The 22661-nt window shown below is 38.3% G+C and carries 24 protein-coding genes and 1 tRNA gene; 6 read left to right on the forward strand and 19 right to left on the reverse strand.

Going from position 1 to position 22661, the window contains the following annotated elements; genetic code table 11:
• Positions 1-271: 271 nt before the first annotated feature.
• From CYP64_RS08920 to CYP64_RS08975, 12 genes are all read right to left on the reverse strand, one after another.
• Positions 272-362: transfer RNA gene (locus CYP64_RS08920), tRNA-Ser, on the reverse strand.
• A gap of 117 nt (positions 363-479) precedes the next feature.
• Positions 480-719, reverse strand: coding sequence for a helix-hairpin-helix domain-containing protein (locus tag CYP64_RS08925; protein ID WP_103649483.1), 240 nt, complete (start codon positions 717-719; stop codon positions 480-482).
• Between the two features lie 88 nt (positions 720-807).
• On the reverse strand, positions 808-1488 hold the full coding sequence (gene pyrF / locus CYP64_RS08930; protein WP_103649484.1) for an orotidine-5'-phosphate decarboxylase: 681 nt from the start codon (positions 1486-1488) through the stop codon (positions 808-810).
• Complete coding sequence (nusB, locus tag CYP64_RS08935) at positions 1485-1880, reverse strand: transcription antitermination factor NusB (protein ID WP_103649485.1); 396 nt, start codon at positions 1878-1880, stop codon at positions 1485-1487. Before nusB ends, pyrF begins: the two co-directional genes overlap by 4 nt.
• A gap of 1 nt (position 1881) precedes the next feature.
• Positions 1882-2352 carry a 6,7-dimethyl-8-ribityllumazine synthase gene (ribH, locus tag CYP64_RS08940; RefSeq protein WP_103649486.1) on the reverse strand — a complete coding sequence of 157 codons (471 nt, stop codon included), beginning with the start codon at positions 2350-2352 and terminating at the stop codon, positions 1882-1884.
• A 71-nt stretch (positions 2353-2423) separates the two neighbouring features.
• A complete protein-coding gene (locus tag CYP64_RS08945; RefSeq protein WP_103649487.1) occupies positions 2424-3479 on the reverse strand; it encodes a restriction endonuclease subunit S in 1056 nt (351 codons plus the stop codon).
• Positions 3470-4075 (reverse strand): restriction endonuclease subunit S, encoded by a 606-nt coding sequence (locus CYP64_RS08950; RefSeq protein WP_103649488.1) that lies wholly within the window; start codon positions 4073-4075, stop codon positions 3470-3472. Before CYP64_RS08950 ends, CYP64_RS08945 begins: the two co-directional genes overlap by 10 nt.
• A gap of 2 nt (positions 4076-4077) precedes the next feature.
• Positions 4078-5868, reverse strand: a complete 1791-nt coding sequence (locus tag CYP64_RS08955) for an HsdM family class I SAM-dependent methyltransferase (RefSeq protein WP_103649489.1) — start codon at positions 5866-5868, stop codon at positions 4078-4080.
• Positions 5869-5944: 76 nt separating this feature from the next.
• Positions 5945-6268, reverse strand: coding sequence for a DMT family transporter (locus CYP64_RS08960; RefSeq protein ID WP_103649490.1), 324 nt, complete (start codon positions 6266-6268; stop codon positions 5945-5947).
• Complete coding sequence (locus CYP64_RS08965) at positions 6265-6594, reverse strand: DMT family transporter (protein WP_103629179.1); 330 nt, start codon at positions 6592-6594, stop codon at positions 6265-6267. The genes CYP64_RS08960 and CYP64_RS08965 overlap by 4 nt, the downstream gene beginning before the upstream one ends.
• Positions 6584-7390 (reverse strand): 3-deoxy-8-phosphooctulonate synthase, encoded by an 807-nt coding sequence (kdsA, locus tag CYP64_RS08970; protein WP_103649491.1) that lies wholly within the window; start codon positions 7388-7390, stop codon positions 6584-6586. The genes CYP64_RS08965 and kdsA overlap by 11 nt, the downstream gene beginning before the upstream one ends.
• 10 nt (positions 7391-7400) lie before the next feature.
• Entirely contained in the window at positions 7401-8291 is an 891-nt protein-coding gene (locus CYP64_RS08975) for a DMT family transporter (protein ID WP_103649492.1), read from the reverse strand.
• 152 nt (positions 8292-8443) lie between these two features.
• Between CYP64_RS08975 and der the strand changes: the two genes are divergently transcribed.
• The 6 genes from der to CYP64_RS09005 all read left to right on the forward strand — a co-directional run bounded on the left by der (position 8444) and on the right by CYP64_RS09005 (position 15776).
• Positions 8444-9829: a ribosome biogenesis GTPase Der gene (gene der / locus CYP64_RS08980; protein WP_103649493.1), complete on the forward strand. Its 1386-nt coding sequence runs from the start codon at positions 8444-8446 to the stop codon at positions 9827-9829.
• Positions 9813-10334, forward strand: a complete 522-nt coding sequence (locus CYP64_RS08985; RefSeq protein WP_103649494.1) for a shikimate kinase — start codon at positions 9813-9815, stop codon at positions 10332-10334. The genes der and CYP64_RS08985 overlap by 17 nt, the downstream gene beginning before the upstream one ends.
• A 399-nt stretch (positions 10335-10733) precedes the next feature.
• A complete protein-coding gene (trpS, locus tag CYP64_RS08990; protein WP_103649495.1) occupies positions 10734-11696 on the forward strand; it encodes a tryptophan--tRNA ligase in 963 nt (320 codons plus the stop codon).
• 13 nt (positions 11697-11709) lie between these two features.
• On the forward strand, positions 11710-12150 hold the full coding sequence (locus CYP64_RS08995; protein ID WP_087585462.1) for a copper resistance protein CopD: 441 nt from the start codon (positions 11710-11712) through the stop codon (positions 12148-12150).
• Between the two features lie 9 nt (positions 12151-12159).
• Positions 12160-13404: a serine--tRNA ligase gene (serS, locus tag CYP64_RS09000; RefSeq protein ID WP_103649496.1), complete on the forward strand. Its 1245-nt coding sequence runs from the start codon at positions 12160-12162 to the stop codon at positions 13402-13404.
• Positions 13404-15776 (forward strand): tetratricopeptide repeat protein, encoded by a 2373-nt coding sequence (locus CYP64_RS09005; protein ID WP_103649497.1) that lies wholly within the window; start codon positions 13404-13406, stop codon positions 15774-15776. The genes serS and CYP64_RS09005 overlap by 1 nt, the downstream gene beginning before the upstream one ends.
• A gap of 44 nt (positions 15777-15820) precedes the next feature.
• On the opposite strand, the gene CYP64_RS09010 is transcribed toward CYP64_RS09005, so the two are convergent.
• Genes CYP64_RS09010 through CYP64_RS09040 form a run of 7 tightly spaced genes read right to left on the reverse strand, consistent with a single transcriptional unit; the run spans position 15821 to position 22657 of the window.
• Positions 15821-17068, reverse strand: coding sequence for a DUF2920 family protein (locus CYP64_RS09010; RefSeq protein WP_103649498.1), 1248 nt, complete (start codon positions 17066-17068; stop codon positions 15821-15823).
• A 29-nt stretch (positions 17069-17097) separates the two neighbouring features.
• Positions 17098-17676, reverse strand: a complete 579-nt coding sequence (locus CYP64_RS09015) for a hypothetical protein (RefSeq protein ID WP_103649499.1) — start codon at positions 17674-17676, stop codon at positions 17098-17100.
• An 8-nt stretch (positions 17677-17684) separates the two neighbouring features.
• Positions 17685-18179 carry a TlpA family protein disulfide reductase gene (locus CYP64_RS09020; RefSeq protein WP_021090806.1) on the reverse strand — a complete coding sequence of 165 codons (495 nt, stop codon included), beginning with the start codon at positions 18177-18179 and terminating at the stop codon, positions 17685-17687.
• Positions 18169-18858: an ABC transporter ATP-binding protein gene (locus CYP64_RS09025; RefSeq protein WP_054196145.1), complete on the reverse strand. Its 690-nt coding sequence runs from the start codon at positions 18856-18858 to the stop codon at positions 18169-18171. Before CYP64_RS09025 ends, CYP64_RS09020 begins: the two co-directional genes overlap by 11 nt.
• 1 nt (position 18859) lies before the next feature.
• Positions 18860-20002: an ABC transporter permease gene (locus CYP64_RS09030; RefSeq protein ID WP_103649500.1), complete on the reverse strand. Its 1143-nt coding sequence runs from the start codon at positions 20000-20002 to the stop codon at positions 18860-18862.
• The gene (locus CYP64_RS09035) at positions 19989-21281 is read right to left on the reverse strand and encodes an ABC transporter permease (RefSeq protein WP_103649501.1); all 1293 of its coding nucleotides are present in this window, start codon (positions 21279-21281) and stop codon (positions 19989-19991) included. The genes CYP64_RS09030 and CYP64_RS09035 overlap by 14 nt, the downstream gene beginning before the upstream one ends.
• Positions 21278-22657, reverse strand: a complete 1380-nt coding sequence (locus CYP64_RS09040) for a Fe-S-containing protein (RefSeq protein WP_103649502.1) — start codon at positions 22655-22657, stop codon at positions 21278-21280. Before CYP64_RS09040 ends, CYP64_RS09035 begins: the two co-directional genes overlap by 4 nt.
• Between the last annotated feature and the right edge of the window lie 4 nt (positions 22658-22661).

Genomic DNA, 22661 nt, shown 5'->3' on the forward strand with positions numbered 1-22661 from the left:
ATAATATTTTTTATAATAAAAACTTAATTTAAGATATTTTTAATTAGTTTGAAACAACAATATAACCAAAAAAATCATATTTTTTAAAAAATATGTGATCACTATAAAAATTTTATTTATAAATTTCACAAAAAATTATCAGTCTAAAATCTACAAACTTATAGTTAAGCTTTACTAGCTAAGCAATTTTCTAACACGGAAAATTTTATATAAAGATATTTAAAAAATAATGTTGAACAATAATAAAAAATTTATGATTATCTATAAATAGTGGCGGACAGAGAGGGATTTGAACCCTCGAGCCCCGATTAAGAGCTGCACCCTTAGCAGGGGTGTGGTTTCAGCCGCTCACCCATCTGTCCATAAAAAAGAAATCGCATTATAATTGAATGCTGCTGATATCTTGCTTAAATTTGCATTTCACAATTATAGCACTCAGATAGAGAATCTAAAAATAAAAATTTATAAATTTAGTCCTTCTAAGCTAAGGCCACCGTTTCAACTTGGTTTTTGTCTAAGTGCGGCGTATTGGCATAGTAGTAAATCATACGATAAACATTGAGAAAGTATCCATTGCTACCGAGATCAAGCGCCTTTGTGTGTTCAAACATCTCGTCCAGAACCGCAACCTTTAACGAAGCAATGTCTGTGTAGCCGAGCGCCAGTAGATCGGTCTCTGTCGCTTCGCCAACATAGGGGATTTTCTTAAAATCACTCAAATTTAGTTCCTCACTTCGCTTTGATGTCATCTTCACGCAACATTTTGTAAAAAAGCTTAGTTAAAACCACTTCACACAAGTTCAAATTTTAAATTTGCTCCAAAATTCGTTCACAAATTTCTCTTGGATTTGCATTTTCATAAATCGGCCTGCCAATAACGATAAAGTCGCTACCTTCTTGCTTTGCACTCACTAAGTTTGCTACTCTTTTTTGATCCCCAGCACTCTCGCCAAATGGCCTAACGCCAGGACAAAGCGTAATAAATTTCTCATTTGTAACATCTTTGATGAGCTTGCTTTCAAAAACAGAACAGACCATTCCATCAAGCCCTGCTTCAAAACTCATCTGACTAAATTTTCTAACTGAGCGAGCAAGCGTATCGTTATAAATCATTTCAAATTCACTCTCGTTAAAGCTAGTAAGTGCCGATACTGCGAGCACTAAAGGACGGTTATTAAGACCAGCTAGCCTATCCATAACTGTCTTCAGCGCACGCTCGCCAGCACTAGCATGCACATTTATCATATCTACACCGATTTTTGAGACGACTTCAGCCGCATCTGCCATCGTGTTCGGTATGTCATAAATTTTTAGATCAAGAAAAATTTTAAAACCTTCAATCCCTTTTAGCTCTTCTATAAATTTTGCCCCGTCCCTAAGATAGCTTCTAAGCCCAACTTTTAGCCAAAGATTAAGCCCTTTTAGCTCGCGAACAAGGGCTAAATTCTCTTCGCGACTAGCCATATCAAGTGCGACACAGAGCCTCACAGATCGCCCTTTAGCTTATCAAGTACACCGTTTATAAATTTTGGTGCCTGATCACTTCCAAGCTCTTTCGCAAGCTCGATCGCTTCGTTTATGATAACTGCTTTATCAGTTTGGCTAAATTTTATTTCATAAACTCCAAGTCTAAGGATGGCTAGTTCGGTTGCACCAACTTTGCTAAAATCGCCATCTTTTAGATATGGCTTTAAAATTTCGTCTAGTTTTTCTTTGTTTGCAAGCACCGCTTTAAAGGTCTGTAAAGCTTCATGTTTTCGCTCGTTTCTTATCTTTTTTTCTTCTAAAAATTCCTCTTCAAATGCAGCAGTTACCGGATTTATCTCGTTTGAGTATAGTAGCGAAACGACAGCCTGCCTAACCTGATGACGAGTCGCCATTTTACGCCTCCAAATTTTTATACAGATTTAGCATCTCGATCACGCCCGTCATCGCCTCAAAGCCCTTGTTTCCGGCTTTTGAGCCCGCTCTCTCGATGGCTTGTTCGATGCTATCTACCGTTAGCACGCCAAAGGTCACCGGCTTGCCGTACTTTAGCGTGACGTTTGCGATGCCTTTGGTGGTCTCTGCGCTCACGTAGTCAAAGTGAGGTGTAGAGCCGCGGATCACCGCTCCCACGCAGCAAATAGCGTCAAATTTGCCGCTAGCTAGAGCTTTTTCTAGCGCCATCGGTATCTCAAACGCGCCCGGCACCAAAATGAGGCTCAAATTTTTCTCGTCGCCGCCGTGGCGCAAGAACGCATCTCTCGCACCCTCGACCAGCCTATCGGTGATGATGTGGTTAAATCTCGCATTGATGATAGCGATCTTCTCGCCGCCTTTTAAAGCCAAATTTCCTTCGATTATTTTCATCTTTTTCCTTCGTTTAAATTTAGCGCGATTTTAGCGAAAGTTTAATAAATTTAAAGAATTTATGAGGCCAGTCAGTCTCTTGATAAAAGTAAGTTTCTCATTTTATTCTGCACTTGCGAGATGTATTCTTCGATAAAATCAAAAGCAATTTGACCATCCCCATAGGTCGGTAATAAAACTTTATCCTCTTGCATTATTTCTTTAGTCCATTTGCGATTATAGCCGTATTTTTGGCCCTGTTTACGAAAAATAGTCGCAAAAAATAACGATAAGAATTTATTGTTTTTAAATTTCGGATACAAGACGTTTACGTCGTCGCTAGCCCAAAACCGACTAGGTTGATAAAACGCTTCGCCGACCGAACCGTTGTAGGTTACGCTGATGGTATTTGACGGATGCAAATGTGTATCGTTTGATATTTTTGCGGTTATTCCGTTATTTGTAGATGTTGCTCCGATAAAATTTATATTTCCGTCCTTCATCTGTGATTTTGTAAGCCTTTTTCCCTTTTTAATCTCAAATAAATCATCGATTCTAAATTCTTTCCACTCTAAATTTTGAAATTTCTCATAATAAGCTAGATTAAATTCGGCCCTACTCCCACCCATAGTTAAAAATTTGTAGTAATTTATTAACTTTTGCGTATGCTTTTTCTCTATATCTTTTATAAAATTTTCCATTAAAGTAAAATTTGGCTTATCGAATTTATCAATCGGCAAATAAACGATATGTTTTTCCAAAGTATTTTGTCTATATTGTCGTCCGTATCCAAACTTATCCTTACTTTTATTTATAACAGCACTGATAAAATGCATAGCTTGGGTAGATATTTTCGCTTTTGAAGTAAGCACCAGAACATTATCATCGCAGCAAAAATCTTTAATATGAACAAAAGAATTACAAAACATATCAATAGTAATCGCATTATTAAAAATCTTTTGGTTTTTATTGTTTATAAATTCTTTAACGCCTAAATTTATTTCACCGGCCGTTACGAGCGGATAAATTCCGTTTTCTCGATTATTTTTTGTAAGTCTTGTGCCGCGTTCATAATCAAACAAATCTACAAGCTTAAATTCGCCCCATTTTACGCCCAATTTATCAAAAAGACTATTAGCTATTTGCATAATAGCCTCTTTGATAAAGTTTGAAATACTAGAATCCTCGCTAAAAATAAGATTAAAATCGCCGCGCGATTTACTCTCTCTCTCTCTCTCTCTCTCTCTCGAAGGGCAAGCACGCTATGATATAAAATCAACTTTTGCATTTTAGCTTCTACGCTTGTTATGTAATTTTCCATAAATTTGAAGTCTATTTGTCCATTTATTACAGGTAAATTTAAAATTTCACTTTCAATTCTACTTGAAATAAATGCATTTGTATAATCATATTTTTCGCCGATTTTATTTAATAAAGAACAAAAATATAAAGCAACTTTCTCGTTTAGTACAAAATTATATTTTTTCTTTAAATAAAGTCTATAAATTTTATTACCCGTTACAAATGGCTTCTTTTGATAAAAAGCCTTTGCGGATTCGGCCCCAATAATTATACAGTTTGCTGGATACAAAGTTTCACTTGTTTCAATCATATCAATCACACCGTTATTAAACGTAGTTCTTGCAATATATGGAACCTCGCCTTTATTATATTTTCTTGGATTATGATATTTTGAGCATTCTATATCAAAAATATCTCTGATTTGAAAATTTCCGTATTCCAAATTTAAACCTTAATCTTTATCTCATCATCGTATAAATTTATATCGCTTCCATATAAAACGCTCTCTAAAATCGTTTTTTCAAATTCTTTTTTATCTATGCCGTTTTCAAAAAGCAAATAATCAAGTACGACTTTTTTAAAATCTTGCTCGGTTATTTCAAATTTAGGCTCGGGCATTTTGTATTGCAAGCTTTCATTCGGTTTTATCCATTGGCAACTTTCGTCGCCACTTTGTTTGTATATTACATCAACCCAAAAATCTTCAAGCTCTTGCCATTTACCTTTTAAGTCGTGACGCCCTTGATTTTTAACGGTTTCTAGTCCGTCTTCTTTTATATAGCATCCGAAAATTTCCTTACTTCCTTGCGGTTCGTGTGCTTTAAAAATAAAAATAGACGTTTCGTTTGCACCTTTCATTCGAGCAAAAATTTCTTTGGGAAGTTTAATAATTTTTAAAAGAGAGTGCTTTTTAAGCCATTTTAAAACTTGTTTTTTACCCACTTCAAGTTTATTACTCGGTAGTAAAAATGCACAAGTCGCACCGCTTTCCACGTTATCAAGCACGTTTTTTACTATCGTTAGGCAACCGAATTTATTCTCATACGGCGGATTCATCAAAACTTTTGTAATTTTTTTACTCTTTATCCATTCGCAAGCTGCTTCGCCTCTTGCGTCATCGTGGGTTAAATTCGTCTTGCCGTCTTTATGAATTAGCATATTAGCGCAAGCCAAGGCAAACAACTCTTTATCGAATTCAATCCCGAAAAGCCTTTCATTTTGGATCTTCTTTACGGCATTTTCGTTAAAATTTCCGCCGACTTCGTTTATCATGTTATTCATGGCTTTTACTAAAAACGCGCCGCTTCCGCAACATGCGTCCAGGACGTTATCCTTATAATTTACGTTAGCTATACGGTACATAAGGCTCGTGATATGATCGGGCGTAAAAACCTGTCCTGCTTCACTTTTGCCTTTATAGCGGGTAAATTCATTAAAGAAAATTCCCATCACGTCTTCGCCGTTCCAGCTTTCAGCCTTTATATAGCCCGAAATCGCCACGACATCATCGATAAAGCTATCAATAGCTTTTTGATTTTTCGTATAGTTAAAGCTGATTAGATTAAACTGCTCTTTTATGATATCTAATTTTAAATTTAAGGCTTTTTGTTCGCTATACGAATTTTCAAGCGTTGAAATAATAATGTTTTGTAAAGTCGCAAAATCTCTGCCCTTTAAGCCTTTTAAATTAGCGCCTTTTCTATCTGCCACCAAAGCGCAAGCGGTGAAAATCATCCGATGTTTTAGATTGTTTATGCCGAAATTTACATGCAGATTATCGTTTATCGACTTAGTACAAGAATAAATTTTAGGCTTATCTATACTGCTTTGGGCAAAAAGCTTCAGATAATAATCTTTACTAAAAAGCTCATTATCCTCACGGTAAAATTTGTCGTTTTTATAAATTATTGCTTCATTACCGTTATATAAAATCCCGACGACTTGGTTGTATTTAGTTTGAGCAATCTCTATATATTCTTGAAGTTGCGGTAAATTTGAGCTTAAATTTGAATTGGGTTCATAAGCCTTAGTTTCTAAAATAATAGCAGTATCGTTTTCGTTGTGCGGAAAATACCGACCGTCAGGCTTTTTTAAAATACCGTCAAAGCCTAGTTCGTTAAACGTAGTAATTTGTCCAGTACCGCTCCTGGCGTTTTTATCGTCTTGAAAGTTTAGTAGATTTGCCGCATATTGTCTTATGGCGTCTTCGCTAACCCTTTGCGTTCCAAATTGCATTGTCGTCCTATTTTGCAGTTTTTAGTCTATATTTAATCGCACATTTTGTGTCATTTAAATTTATCATTTCTAACCCTTAGATTATTTTTAACATTATCGCGCTTAACGTTATTAGCGATAGATAAAACGCCTTTTGCGCGTTCATTTTTTCGCCGTTAAAAACCACTCCGACGCCCACGGCTCCGATCGCTCCGATACCCGTCCAAATCGCGTACGCCACAGACATCGCCATCGCCTGCATCGCGTAGCTCAAAAGCCAGAGCGAAAGGGCGAAATTCGCGACCAAAATCAAAAAATTAGCCGCTTTTTTCACGCCGAAGCTTTTTTGAAATTTGGTTAGAAAAAATACACCCGAGACCTCGCAGCACCCGGCCGCCAAAAGGGCTAAAACGTGCGTCAAGATTTTAGCCTCTTTAGCCCCAGTACGCCGGCAACTAGCGTCGCTATGAAAAATAGCCGCAAAGCATCTGGTGCCTGGCCGCTTGAGGTGTATTCGCTAACGCTTTCGGCGACCACGATAAAAAACGCTCCAAATCCCACAAATACGGTATATGCGACGCTAACGGGCAAGTATTTCATAGCCTTCATAAACGATACGAAGCTAACGCAGACTAACGCGGCAGTAAGCGCGAATCCTACGGCGTTTTGGGCGTGTTTTAGCCCGTATGCCCAACCGCACTCGGCGACCGCGCCGCCTAGCACCCACAAAAAGCCCTTAGTTTGCATCGCCTAGGGCGTCTTTTATCTTAAAAATTTGAGCGATATTTGCATCTAGCTCGTCCAAATTTAGCATATTCGGCCCGTCGCAAAGCGCCTCGCAAGGATTTACGTGCGTCTCGTAAAAAAATCCGTCCACGCCCGCAGCCGCCGCAGCTCGCGCTAGATACGGCACGAATCTCGCGTCGCCGCCGCTTTTCTCACCCAAAGCCGAGGGCATCTGCACGCTGTGAGTCGCGTCGAAAATCACGGGCGCAAATTCGCGCATCAGCACCAAATTTCGCATATCTACGACTAAATTTCCGTAGCCAAAGGTGCTGCCTCGCTCCGTTAGCCACACGCCGTTTTGTTTAGCGACCTCGTAACCATCGCCCTTTACACCGCGCGTTTCTAGCACTTTTTCGACCGAATGCTTCATCGCAGACGCCGCTAAAAACTGCCCTTTTTTGATATTTACCACGGCTTTTGTCTTTGCAGCAGCCACTAGCAGATCGGTTTGGCGGCACAAAAACGCCGGGATTTGCAACACGTCGGCCACTTCGCCTACGGGCGCGGCCTGGTAGCTCTCGTGGATATCGGTTAAAATTTTAAAGCCGAATTCCTTTTTTACTTTGGCTAAAATTTCGCACCCTTTTTCAAGTCCGGGCCCGCGAAACGAGCTTATACTCGTGCGATTTGCCTTATCAAAGCTTGATTTGAAATAAAAATCTATCCGCTTATCTTCGTTAAATTTAACCAGCCTCTTTGCCACGTCAAATACTAGCTGTTCGCTTTCTATGACGCAAGGCCCTGCTATTAGTATCATTTTTTCTCCTTTATTTTTCTTTAACAACTAAAATTCCACTAACCACGACAAGTATGATGCCTACAAGCGCTAGGTGATTTGGTAACGCATCGCCCATAAAATAGCCAATAATAAGTGTAAAAATAACATCCGCGTAGCTAACTGCAGCGATGACGCCAGCCTTTTTACCAACTGCAAACGCCTTTGTCATGTACGACTGAAAAAAATATCCGCTAAGCCCCATTAGCAAGATAAAAACAACGTTATACCAGCTTGGCATGCTAAATTTTGAAAACAAAAAATCAAGTGGCTCGTAGGTGAAAAATTCTGCCAAACCCATGCAAATAAGTGGCAAAAACGAGCCCCAAAGCATAAAACTTAGCACGATAACATTTGTACCGTAGCTCTTGTTTAGCTCCTTAACGCTCGTGTATGCGATCGCCGCACCAAGACCGCTCCAAACACCGATAATATCAGTCTTGCTTATGCCTAAATTTGGCTGGATAACAAGCAAAATTCCACCAAATCCCAAAAATACAGCAAACCAGCCAAGTGAGCTTAGACGCTCTTTGAAAATAAAAGCTGCGAGGATGGCTGTAAAGATTGGATTTGTCTTTTGAAATGTAAAAGCTGTGGCCAAATTTACATGAGCGACATTGTAAAAAAAAGCAAAAAGTGCGACCGTGCCCACAAAACCGCGAAACATCAGCAAAAAAAAGTGTCCACCAGCTTGCTTAAATGGAAATCTATAAATGGCATAAATGACGATAAAAAGACCTATTAAATTTCTAAAAAATACAACTTCGATAGATGGCATATCTTTGCTAAGATACTTTGCAAATGCGCCAGTAACGGCAAACATAAAGCAAGCAAAAAGCATATAAAAAATACCAAGATGCGAAATATAAAACCTTTTTAACATCACAATACCTTTAAATTTAAAGTAGCCATTTTAATGAAAAGTGGCTTAAATTTTGGTTGATTTTTTCTTTTATTTTGGCGCTTTTAAGCAAATTTTTATACTTTATATAAGTCAAAAATTTGTATAATCAGCCATCACGAAAAGGACAAAATTTGCAAAAAGTAATATTAGTAGGCAAGCCAAATGTCGGCAAAAGCTCACTTTTTAACCGCTTAGCTGGTCGTCGTATCGCTATAACAAGCGATGTTAGTGGCACGACAAGAGATACGAACAAAGCTAAGATCGAGGTTGAGGGTAAAGAGTGCATTTTAATCGACAGCGGTGGCCTTGATGATAGTAGCGAGCTTTTTAAAAATGTAAAAGCAAAGACCTTAGCAGAGGCTAGAAATTCAGACGTCATTTTATACATGGTCGATGGCAAAATGATACCAGATGACGAGGATAGAGCCATTTTTTACGAGCTTTGTAAGCTAAATTTACCAATCGCACTTATCATTAATAAAATAGACAGCAAAAAAGATGAGCAAAGAGAGTGGGAATTTATAAGCTTTGGTGCTAAAAATTCCTTTGGAATTTCCGTAAGCCACAACACAGGCATAGACGAGCTTAGTATGTGGCTAGCAAAGCATATAGAAGATAAAGTACAGATAAAGGCTGATACGAGTGAAGATTTTGATGATTTTTTAGAAAACTACAACGACGAGGGCGAGCTAAGCGACGAGATAGACTATGAGAGTAAAAACATTAGAGTTGGTATCATAGGCCGCGTAAATGTCGGCAAAAGCTCACTTCTAAACGCCCTTGTAAAAGAGAGTCGCGCTGTCGTTAGCGACGTAGCAGGCACTACGATCGATCCAGTAAATGAAATTTATGAGCATGATGGCAGGGTTTTTGAGTTTGTCGATACTGCTGGTATTAGAAAGCGTGGCAAGATCGAGGGCATCGAGAGATACGCGCTAAATAGAACTGAGAAAATTTTAGAAGAGACAGACGTAGCGCTACTAGTACTTGATAGCTCTGAGCCACTAACCGAGCTTGATGAGCGTATCGCTGGTATCGCCTCTAAATTTGAGCTCGGCGTCATCATCGTGCTAAACAAATGGGATAAAAGTAGCGAAGAATTTGACGAGCTTTGCAAAGAGATAAAAGATAGATTTAAATTTCTAGCATACGCGCCGATCATTAGTGTTTCAGCACTTGGTGGCAAAAGAGTGCATAAAATTTATCCGCTCATAGTTGAAATTTACAAAAACTACACACAAAAAATACAAACTTCAAAGCTAAATGAAGTGATCGGCGAAGCGACCAAAGTGCACCCACTGCCACGCGACAAAGGCAGAGTTGTGAAAATCTACTACGCAGTGCAGTTTAAGGCAACGCCTATCATGATAGCGCTCATAATGAACCGTCCAAAATGCCTACACTTTAGCTACAAACGCTACCTAACGAACAAGCTTAGAGAGAGTTTTAACCTAACTGGCGTACCTATCGTGCTAATCCCTAAAAAACGTGGAGAGAGTGATGAAAACAAAGAATAATAATATCGTTTTGATAGGATTTATGGGCGTTGGCAAGGGCACGACCGCAAGGGCACTAAGCAAGGCTTTAAAGACGATGAACCTTGACTGCGACGACTTACTGGAGAGCTCACAAAATATGAAGATAAAAGCTATCTTTGATGAATTTGGCGAAGAGCATTTTAGGCAGCTTGAAAAGGATCTAGCCAAATTTTTAGCCACAAATGTCAAAAATGCGATCATTTCGACAGGTGGCGGCTTTGCAAAGGTTAAAAATTTAAAGAAGATTGGCACTGTGATCTATCTAAAAGCTAGTTTTGAAGCGATCATGCAAAGGCTAAAAAATAGCAAAAATAGCGAGAAAAAACTCGCCAAACGTCCGCTTTTAAGCGATCTAAAGAGAGCCGAGGCGTTACATCTGGAGCGAGAGGAGCTTTATGAGAAAAAGGCTGATTACATCATCGAAGTCGAGGGTAAAACTCCAAAGCAAATCGTAAAAGAGATAAGGATGCTTTTAAAAATTTAGTTGTAAAGTGGCGCAAGTTGCTTGCAACGATAAATTTTAAGATCATGCTAGATGGCTGTCTGGCGTGATGTTAAAATTTGAAATGTTTGAGCTAAATTTAACGTTTTGTAGTTAGAAATTTTGGCGAAGTATTTGAGGAAAATTTAAATATTGTGCAGTCAAATTTTAATCAAGACTAGACTTTAGCCTGCCAAGCTAAATTTTAAGATTAGATTAGATACAAAAACTCTAATGTAACGTTAGAATTTAAAAAGCATTTTGGCGAAGTATCGCGAGATGATTTTGATAGTTGTGTAGAAATTTTAAGCCGAGGCTAGACACATAGTCTGCCGAAAGCTTAAAATTTCAAATCTCTATCAAAAGCGCTCACGAGAAAAAGCCAAAATTTGAAAGGATAAGATGAGAGTATTAACCGGCCTCCAACCCTCCGGCAAATTACACCTTGGCAACTATTTTGCCTCGATAAAGCAGATGGTTGATATGCAAGAGCAAAATGAGATGTTTATGTTTATAGCAAACTACCACGCGATGACAAGCCTTAGTGAGGCCAAAGCCCTAAAACAAAACACTTTTGAGGCTGCGTGTGCGTTTTTGGCACTTGGGATCGATCCAAATAAAAGCATATTTTGGGTGCAAAGTGATGTTAAAGACGTGCTTGAGCTTTATTGGGTGCTAAGTCAGCACACCCCTATGGGACTTCTTGAGCGTGCACACAGCTATAAAGACAAAGTCGCAAAGGGCCTTAGTTCGCACCACGGACTCTTTAGCTATCCGGTTTTAATGGCAGCTGACATTTTGCTTTATAATGCGCAGATCGTACCTGTGGGCAAGGACCAGATCCAGCATGTAGAAATCGCACGTGATATTGCGATAAAATTTAACAACGAACATGGAGAAATTTTTACATTGCCTGAGGCGAAGATCGATGAAAATGTCGCCACCGTGCCTGGCACAAACGGTGAAAAGATGAGCAAAAGTTATGGCAATACAATCGACATCTTTGCCGATGCCAAAACGCTTAAAAAGCAAATTTCTAGCATCGTGACAGACGGCACGCCACTTGAAGAGCCAAAGCAGTGGCAAAACTGCAACGTATATAATATCGCCAAACTTTTCTTAGACAAGAGTGGGCAAAAAGAGCTTCAAGCTAGATATGAGCGTGGTGGCGAGGGTCATGGGCACTTTAAAGCTTATCTAAATGAGCTTATTTGGGACTATTTTAAAGATGCGAGAGAGAAATTTGAGCATTATCAAAATAATCCTGACGAAGTGTCTGGAATTTTAGAAATAGGAGCCAAAAAGGCAAGTAATGTTGCTCAAACAACGATAAAAAAAGTTCGTGAAGCAGTCGGAATTTATTAATAAAGGAAAAAATATGCAAAATTTATATCCATACGCACAGATAGTTCATCTTTTCTGTGCAATCATCTTTGTTGGTTACCTCTTTTTTGATGTAATCATTTTTAAGGCAGCTTGTAAAAAAATGCCACCTGAGCTTGCTCAAAAGGCAAAACAAGCTATCGGTTCAGTTGCTATTAAGATAATGCCACTTTGTATCTTGCTTTTAGTATTAACTGGGGGCATGATGATGAGTAGCTGGGTCGGATCAAAAGCTGGAGGCTACTTTGAGACAAATTTACAAATCATTTTTATGATCAAATTTTTCTTAGCGATGTTAATCGTAGCTGCGGTGATTACAAATTTGAGCTGCAAATTTATATTTAAACGCCCTAGCCCACTTGGTAACATCCATCCATTTGCGCTAACAGCAGCAGTTTTTATAGTACTTTTTGCAAAAGTTATGTTTATGGTTTAAGGATGCGGAATGATAAATTTAAAACTACTCGAGACAAATTACGATGAATTTGTAAAAAAACTTGAGGGAAAAAATGTAAAAGCTGGGCTGCTTGACGAGCTTTTACAAACTTTTAACGAGCTAAAACAAAAACGTAAAGCACTTGAAAATTTCCAAGCGATCCAAAATTCAAAGAGTAAAGAGCTTGGTATAAAGGCAAGAGCCGGTGAAGACGTAAGCGAGCTAAAAAATGAGCTAAATTTAAACAAAGCTGCACTTTCTGATGCTGATGAGATCGTTAAACAATATGAAGAAAAGCTTGAGCAAATTTCATTTAATGTGCCAAATATCACCGACGATGACGTGCCATTTGGTAAGGACGAGGACGATAATGTCTGCATCAAAACGGTGCTTGAGCCAACTAAATTTAGCTTTACACCAAAAGAGCACTGGGAGTTAGGCGAGAGCCTTGGCTGGCTTGACTTTGAAAGAGGCGCAAAGCTCTCAGGATCTCGCTTTACCGTGCTTCGTGGCATGGGAGCAAGGCTAAGTAGAGCGCTTGTTAATTACATGATCGACTTTAACAGCTCACGTGGCTTCGAGCTTGTAAATGTCCCTTATCTAGTAAGCTCAAACACACTTTTTGGTACTGGTCAGCTGCCTAAATTTGAAGAGGATCTTTACAAAGTGCGCGACGAGGACCTCTACCTCATCCCAACCAGCGAAGTGCCTGTGACAAATTTATACAATGACACGATCATTGAGGCCGAGCAGTTACCTATAAAGATGACTTGCTACTCAGCATGCTTCCGCCAAGAGGCAGGCTCAGCAGGACGTGACACTAGAGGTATGATCCGCCAGCACCAGTTTGAAAAAGTAGAACTTGTAAGCATCACAAAGCCAGATCAAAGCGAAGACGTGCTAAATGAGATGGTAGCGTGCGCGAGCGATCTACTAACTAGTCTTGGACTTCCTCACCGCCATATGCTTCTTTGTAGCGGCGATCTTGGTTTTAGCGCGGCAAAGACGATAGACCTTGAGGTTTGGCTACCTGGTCAAGGCAAATATAGAGAGATTAGCTCTATTTCCAACACTCGTGATTTTCAAGCAAGAAGAGCAAAAATTCGCTTTAAAGATGGCAAGAAAAATATGCTTGTAAATACGCTAAATGGCTCAAGCCTAGCTGTGGGTAGGACACTTATTGCCATCATGGAAAACTACCAAAAAGCAGATGGCACTATCGAAATTCCAGAAGTTCTTAAAAGGTATATGTAGTGGCTGAAGAAGAGGTTGTAGTTTTAAAACCACCTGGCGAGCAAGCAGAGCAAGAAGCGCCTGAAGAGGCAAAAGCCGAGACACCTGAAGAGATCGTCTCGCTTGAGAGTATCGCAAGTGAGGGTGTGCTACAAGATGAGAGCATCCCGGAGCCAATCCCTGTAAAAAAGAGTAATAAAAAGCTCTTTATAATAGCAGGCGTGGTCGCTCTAGTGCTTATCATCTTGATAGTAGTTTTGCTAGTTATCTTGCTAAAGAAAGACAAAAAAGAGAACATAGATGCTGCAAGTATCGTAAAAAATATAGAAAACAACTACCAAACGCAAAATTTTGGCGCTTCAAAGATCGATGAAATGATAAATAAAGCCAATCAGCTCTACGAGCGTGGCAATAAATTTGAAGCGTTAAAAATTTATGAAAACATAGCTGTTTATAACCAGTCACTTTCAAACTACAACCTCGGTGTTTCGCAGATGAAACAAGAAAGATGTGATGAGGCAATCATATCTTTTAATAAAGCTATAACCGATAGAGAAAACACAGCAGTTAGCGCCATAAACGCTGCCGTTTGCTCACTTGAGCTAAATAGCACCAAAAATTTTAACTACTATATAGGACTTGCTGATTCATTTTTGCAGTATGAAAACAACTCGCCACTTTATAGCTATTACTACGCGCTTATAAACTACTATAAAGGCAACTATTACGAGGCGCTTCAAGCACTTTCTCATCCAAATACTGCGGATTATAAAAATGAATATGCGTATTTAAGTGCAAAAATTTTATCACTTCTTGGAGATGATGAGAGAGCAATAGCTAAGCTTGAGAGCCAAAAGGCATTTAAAGCCGACTTCACGCTAGCACAGCTCTATGCAAGACTTGGCAAATACGATAAGGCAAGGGATTATTTAACAAAAGCTTCTAAAAATACGCCAAATATCGATCTTATCAAGATGACTGAGGCGCTAATTGATCTAAAAACTGCTGACTACGGCGACGCGGCTGCATTTATCAAAGATGTTTACGACTACAATGCTTCTTTGCCAAGCAAAATTTACAAGATAAAAACGATACTAAAGCCTGATCTTTTTGATGTCAGCCTAGCTCAGGCACACTTTAGTGATGATATGTTTTTTGATAGAACAAGGCGCTATGAGACCCTTTTTTACTTCGCACCTTACAAGGTTTTTGACGCAAAACAGAGCATCGAGCAGATAAGAAAAGGCGGCGTTAGCGTCTTTTTAGACGATACATCAGCAGCAAACGACTATCTTAGCCAAAGTGCAGCTGCTTCAAAAGTAAATGCAAAACTTAGTGAAGCTATTGCAAAAGCACTAAGCTACCGCTTAAAAGAAGCAAATAAAGAGTTTGAAGAGCTAGCCAGTACTTATCCAAATCACTCTATCTTACAATACAACCTCGCCTTAAGCTACGCTCAGCTTGGAAATTTTAGCCTTGCAGCAAAGCACTTCATAGCAAGCTATCACCAGGACGTAAATAACCATCTTGCAGGTATTTTTGGGGCGATTTGTCTAGATATAAATAGAAATTTAAACCCAAAACTCATTGAAGAGATTGGCGAAAATTTAGAAAACGATAAGAGTTTAAAGCCTGTAAATTTATATGCCTCGCTTCTAAGCCTGGTTAGCGGCAACCAAAGTGCGATGATAAGGTGGCTTGAAGAGCCAAAAGAGCAGACAATGCTAAATTTAGCCTTTGATATCATCATCGCAAAAGTAACAAATAATGATGAGCTAATGGCAAAGAAAGCTGATGAACTACTAAAAATTTTACCAAATGATATTATTGCAAATATCTTAAATTTCATCTCGAAAAACAAAGAGCAAAGTGTCAAAGAGTATGCAAAAGCGATACAAATTCACTTTAACGGCAAGCAGCTTGATTCAAATGCTTTCTATCACGGCGCTGATATCATCAAAAAGCAATACATCAAGCTACTTCAAATTTCAGGCTTACTTACAAGAGAGCGTGATAAGTTAAGAGCTGAGCTAAAAAATGCTCCAAAGAATATAAATTTAATCCAAACTCTAGCCTATGTCGATATCTTTACAAACGATTTTGAAGAAAGCTATAAACTTTATAATCAAGCGATCGATGAGTTTAAAGTAAATGACGCTGGCACATTGTTTTTAGCATCTGTGGCTGCGACAGGAGCTGGAAAAGTATCAAACGCGATCGCACTTTTAGAGCTAACAAAACTAAATGATGCTAGTGCTATCGAAAATAGAATAGCTCTGGGTCTAATGTATCAGCAGATAGATAATATAAAAGCAGCTCTTATACAATACAGCAAAATAGGAAATATTGAGTATGAAAGCGAATTTTACGACTTTGAGATAGATAATGACTGATAAAAACCAGGTCTTTATGCGCCTAGCTTTAACTATTTTAAATACTAAGCAATATCTAAAATTTCAAGATTTATTTGATCTAAGACTTCACTAAATTTATAGATCGTATCGCCGCATTTATACTCAATACTCTTGCTGCTCTTTTTGTTTTTTTGAGATAAAATTTTCTCCATCATACTGGGAAGCTCTTTTTGTAAAAGTAGTTTATAAGACATCCCCATTCCATGCGTTAGAGACTTTATAAATTTGCCATCAACCTCGCTCCCATCTTTTATCATATGAAGCGTTGCGTCAAATTTAAGTTTCTTAAGAGCCTTGTAAAGCTCAATTTTATCCTTTGCTGGAGCTATTTCTTTATCGCAAATACAGTGATAGCTCACGTAAATTGGCTTTTTATAGCTACTTTGAACATTTAAATGATCTAAATTTAGGATGTTTCTTATCTCTTCTCTTGCGTCAATAAAATAGTATGGTGATTTTTCATTAAGCGTCCAGTAGGTCTTATCAAAAAAATAAAGATACAAATTTTGATACAAAGTGCCAGTGCCAAAACAAGGATAACTAGTAAAATCGATCTCTTTGCCAAAACCAATAAGACGCCATAAAAATATAGCATAAGAGCTATTATCTATCACCCCATCTACTAGCCATGGAGCGATCTTAGCGCACATATGTGCCAAATATCCACCATGCGAGCTGCCTACCATTATGACAGGTAGATGCTCAAATTTGGCACTATTTATATATTTTTTTGTATAAATCACGGCATTTAGCACATCTAGTGCTTGCATAACACCAAAATTTTGGTACTCGTTTTTTGTTGGCACCATCGTAATACTAGCTTTTAGCCTAAAATCATCTGGCAAAACTCCGCTCTCTTTTCGCAGCGTGATCTCTTGACTAAGAAATTTAAGCAACACATCAACCTTCTCGTGGCAGTCGATACTTTTTAGATCAATTGGTAAATTTATACCTATGCTTGATAGTTCTCTTGTTAAGATTTCGCGATCTATATCATCAAGTCCAAATTTCGCCCCAAGCTGTGGGCGGTTGCCTATGCAGTGATAATCCACACTAATACATGCAACATCATAAGTCTCTGCCATAGTCTGCATAAGATTAGCTCTATATCCAAGGTCAGAGTCTTCTCCAAGCCCAGGGATAATCACTAAAATGGCTTTTGCATCCTTGGCATCGTCATAACAGGAATAAAAGGAGAGAGGAGAGCTTCTTTTTATACCAAGTTCAATATCATCACAAGATGAAATTTCATAGCTTCCATCAACTAGCATTTAAATCCTTTTAAATTTACTAATTTCTCCTATTTTTGCGAGACATTATAAAAAAAGCTAACGATCTGTTTTGCTAGACGTTCTTTAAAAAACGGCCAAATGTAGCTTGGCGAATAGACGTTACCAGCTTGCATAAGCGATATATTTGTCGCCTTTTCGCCACCATTTTTTGGACGCACTAGCACGCTTACTTGCATGTGATAAGTGTAGCTATTCGTGCTAAAGTCATCATCGTCGTAATAGCCAAATGGGAAAAACATCGAGTAGCCAAAGCCAAAGCTTGGTCTGCCAAAGCCATATCCCATGCCCATTGAAAATCTAGGATCTCTTTTGATTATCCTAGAAAAGCTTTGCACATCGCCAAGGATGATGAAGTCGGCGTTTTTGATATTTGGCTCGTTTCTAAAGCCAGCCTTTGCAAACTCGCTTAAAATTTCAGCATTTACATCTTGCCCGGTCGCACTATTTTTAAAATTTACATAGACGCTTTTATTTGCTTCATTAAGCGTAAAAAATATAGGCTCGCTCGTTTTGACCGAGATATTTGGAGTACTACTAGCACATCCAACAAAAAAAACCGCTAAGACAAATAAAAAGAAATTTTTCATATTCACTCCTACAAGAGCGATCTTATAGCACTTTCAAGTACACTTTTTGGTGTAAGACCGATAAATTTTGATCGCATCTTACCATCTTTATCAAAAAAATAGATAACTGGCACGCCCATGACGCCACCAACTGCCTTGCTAAAGTAATCAACTGAAACCTTATCGCTCGTAGTTTTAAATGTAATATTGTGCTCTTTTAAAAGCTCAATATCTTTATCAAAGCCTTTACTAGGTCCTAAAACACCAATGAATTGAACCTCTTTGCCATACTCTTTTTCAAGCGTATTTAGATCAGGTATCGCGGCCTTGCACACTCCGCAGTCAGTGCCAAAGAAAAAAAGCATATATGGCTTATCGCCTATCTTTAGCCTCTTTTCCGTTGGAAAAAACTGCGTATCAATGCCGCTTGAGTCGTTTAGCGTGATATGATGCTTTTCATACTGCTTGACGCAGCCCATAACTAGGGCTGAGACTAGACATAAAAATAAAATTTTATATCTCATTTGGCACCTTTGGATTTTCAATAGTGCGAATTTTCTCTAATTTGCCATGTCTTAGATAGACGATCTTATCGCCATACTCACCAAGATCAGGGTTGTGAGTTACTAGAAGTATCGTCTTGCCATCTTTTCTTAACTTGCAAAATAGATCAAGTATAACTCTTTCATTTGCTTCATCAAGGTTACCAGTTGGCTCATCTGCTATTAAAATTTCAGGATCGTTTATGAGCGAGCGTGCGATACAAAGGCGTTGTTGCTCACCACCACTTAGCTGACTTGGTCTGTGTGTTAGTCTGTGAGAAAGACCAACTGCCTCAAGCGCTTTTTTAGCATCCTCTTCATCAACTGAGCTGTGATAGTACTGAGCGATCATCACATTTTCAAGTGCGCTAAGATATGGCACTAAGTGAAACTGCTGAAAAATAAGACCGATCTTCTCGCGTCTAAATTTAAGTGTATCATCAGCATTTAGATTACTCGCATCATCGCCACCGAGCATATAAGTACCACTGCTTGGAGTATCCATTAGTGAAAGGATATTTACAAGCGTACTCTTACCACTACCACTTGGCCCCATTACGCTGACCCACTCACCTTTTTTAACCTCAAAATTTATATCATCAAGTGCTTTAACATCGCCAAAAATTTTACAAATATTTTTTAATTCTAGTGCATTTTGCATATCATTCTCCTCTTAATGTATCTGCCATTTTATTATTAAGTGCCCGTTTGATCGGATAAAATGCTGCGATCGCTGCAAATAAAAGCGATATTATCACAGCTACTGGGATGCTTAAAATTCTAAAATCAATACTAGAATCAAATATCGCATAACCTAAAATTTGAGCTAGTAAATATCCTAAAAATGCACCAACTAATGCTGAGATGAGCGCTGTCACAAATGTTTCAAAACCAAATAGATTTAGTACATCTTTTTTGCTTGCACCTATGGCTCTAAGAAGTGCGATTTCCTTTGAGCGAGAGAGCAAGATAGCACTAAGCGTTGTGTTTACGCACATTGAAGTAATGAGCAAAATAACAAGGCTAACAAGTGCCATTAATAGCTTTATTTTCTCCAAGATGTAGCCTTCAGACTTTGAGACCTTTGCCACTGGTTTTGCAGCTATTTCTTCATTGCTTATAGTCTTTGCTAGCGATGTTATCTCGTCAAAGTTACCAAGCACAACAGCTTCAGCATAGTTTATTTTGCCAGCTTTATTTGAAATTTTTTGAGCCAAAGATAGTGACGTGATCAAAAGCGCATCCTCTTTGTCGCCACTTGCAACTACGCCTTTTATCTTTACATTTATGCTCTCATTTGAGCCAATGGCGCGAATCTCTATATCATCGCCTGCTTTAAAGCCAGCCTGACGAGCAAGATCGACGCCTATTAGCACGTTTTTATCGTCAAAATCGACATTTATCATCGTTCCATCTCTAACATCTAAAAATGGTTTAACTTTTTTTAAATTGCTAAATTTTGTTCCCATGACGATAGCGTTTGTTGGACCGATATTTGCCTGAGCAAAGAGATAACCGCTCTCACCAAGAAGCTTGTCTTTTGGCACTTTAGCGATCATTTCATTGTAAGTTTTTTCACTCATATCATCATTTGTAGCCATATCTTTTGGAGCAAAGATCATGTTTGCACCATAAGTTTTTAGCTCGCGTGAGACCTTTGAGTCAATGTCAAGATAGACATTGACAAACGCAGCACACACGCATGCTCCAAGTAAGATAGAGATCACGATGACCATTACTCTTGATGAGCCGTTTTTTAAACTTTTATAAATTGTATTGTAAAAGAATTTGCTATTTGCGGTCATATAGCACCTCCGCAGGTAGTAAATTTATGACGTTTCTCATTGGCATTAGCGAGCCAACGACTGAGATAAGTAGGGCAAATGCCACGCTAATTGGTAGTACGATCCAAGCTATGCCTATGCCGTGAGAGAAGATAATGTAAGACATCACGTAGCTTAGAGCGTAACCCAAAAATGCTCCAGTGATGCCCGCAAAAAAGGCTACCACAAGGCTCTCGCTAGCAAACAAAGCGTAAATTTCAAAGTTACTTGCGCCTATAGCTTTTAAAAGACCGATCTCTTTTTTACGGCGGTAAATTTCACTTGTCATTAGCGATGTTATACCAATGGCTGAGACCACAAGAGCGATGATACTAACGATACCCATTAGGCTTTGGATTTTCTTTACTATGTTACTCTCTGCATCGCTTACTTGAAGGCTTGCCTTTGCGCTAACGTTTGGTAAATTTTCTTCTATCTGAAATGCGATCGATCCTGCATAGGCTGAGCAATACCATTTGTCGTACTCTGCGCTATCAAGATTGTCTAAATTTCTTCTTGCTTTTAGCGATAGGTCATTTTCTGGGATCGTCATGGCTGAGACCTCAGCTTTTGTGTATGAGCCAGCGTGTCCTGAGAGATCACCAGCAAGCTTTAGGGAGCCAACTAGCTTATGTGTCTCATCACTAGCTCCTTTTAAAATTCCAACTATTTTAACTTCTCTTACGCCATTTTTGCCAGTAAGGCTAAGCTTGTCGCCAACCTTTAAATTTTTAGCCTTAGAAAGTTCTTCGCCAACTAAAATTTCATCCATGCTTTCATCTTTTGGCCAAGCGCCCTCAACACCCCAAAATCCATACAAGCTCTTAACGCCTGTGCTAAATTCTGGCTCATCTTTTAGACCGATATTTTTATCAAAATAGGTTCCTTCAAAGGCGAATTCAATTCCTTTTTCATCTTTAACTTTTGCTTCTAAAAACGGCGCAAAAGCAACGATATTGTTTCTCCAAAAGATCTCTTTTATCTTGTAGATATCAGCTTCTGGAAGTAAATTTTGTGATTTTAGCGGGGTGAAATTTTTACCCTCAATCTCGATGCTTAGGCTCTCACCGCGTGGTAAAACGACGATATTTGAGCCATAACCTCTAAGCTCAGTTGCTACTTGATCGCCGATTTTTAGCGTAATGTTTAGCATGCAAGCTATTAAAAGAGCAGCTAGTAGTATGGTGATAAAGGCCATCGTCTTTTGTACCTTTGAGCCCGTGATTGAGCTTTTTATCATTCTTAGTTGCATATTTTTCATTTTAACGTTCCATTTGTTTCTACATATTTTTCTGGATTTGCTTCAAATTTCGCCTGAGTTTCGTTATTTTCAAAGAAATATGTGCGTCCATAGTATAAATATGATCTTGACTCAAGGTTGCTCACCTTTTTGCGACTAACTGGATCAAGCACCATTTTTTCGACAACCTTACTAAAGAAATTTGCTCCATCTGTAATAGTTTTATAATCAACTATGATATTTTTGCCATCGAAGATAAATGGCATTGGTATCGGATTGCAACCACCTTCTTTGCCAACTGATGGCAAGAAAATTCTAACATTACAAGAGATGCAAATAAGGTCATTTCCTCTTTTTATATAGCCCATATCGCCACATATCATGCATGAATCAAATACGATAACAGGCGATACTCGGTCGCTAAAGCGGTTTAATAAGAAAAATCTTATCTGCTTACCCTCATCTGTAATATAAGCAAATCTGTGAAGTTCATTATCTTTTAGCATATCAACATTAAATATAAATTTATCTCCCACTGGCTCAACTAGCACTGGCTCTGAAATTTCAGGTGGACGAGATGCGTAAAGATCATAATAGAGCGAAAATCCAAGTGCTATCAAAATACTACAAAATGCAAATTTTGCATTATCAAAAATATTTTCTCTAATGGCTTTTGTAAAGCGGTATTTGATAGAACCAAATTTATTTTTATCAATACTTTTTGGCATAAAGAAAAGTGCGGTGATGCATAAAAGTAAGATCACAAAGATATAAAAATAAGTACCAAATTCTGATACATAAATACCTTTTGCACTAACAGATAGAATCTGAGAGTTTAACTCACTACTTATCTTTAAAGCCCCAGCACGCAAAAGCTCAAGTGCTGTCTGAGAGCTCCTATCGATTAGCAAGAAAACTAAAGTAATAAGGACTAAAATTTTAGCTATTAATGGAGAAATGCTAGATTTTAAATTCGAAATAAAAAAGAATAAAAATACGAGCAAAATCATTGCAAATATCATTAGAAAGAAGCTAATGACAGAAAGCGTATCTAGTAGCTCACCACCAAATAGTGGAAATAACACACTGCTTGAACTATAGCCAAAGCCAAAGCCGATGCCTAAAACAAAAAACGTTACAATTTTTGCTATCTTAAGCTCAAGAAATATCCATAAAATGCTAATTAGTAGAAAAACTAGCGTCACTGAATCGATGAAAATTTTAAACTGATCATCTATAAGTGAGTGACGAACGACTTTAAAAATAAATACGCCAGCTACGACTCCAAAAAGTGACGGTAAAAAAAGTGTTTTTAAACTTTTATCCTTGTTATTTAAGGCAGCAAAAAGCGTAAATCCAAGGAGGGCTAAAAAGACCTGATAGAAATAAATTGACATAACT

The sequence above is a fragment of the Campylobacter concisus genome (assembly GCF_002913945.1).
Classification (GTDB): Bacteria; Campylobacterota; Campylobacteria; order Campylobacterales; family Campylobacteraceae; genus Campylobacter_A; species Campylobacter_A concisus_P.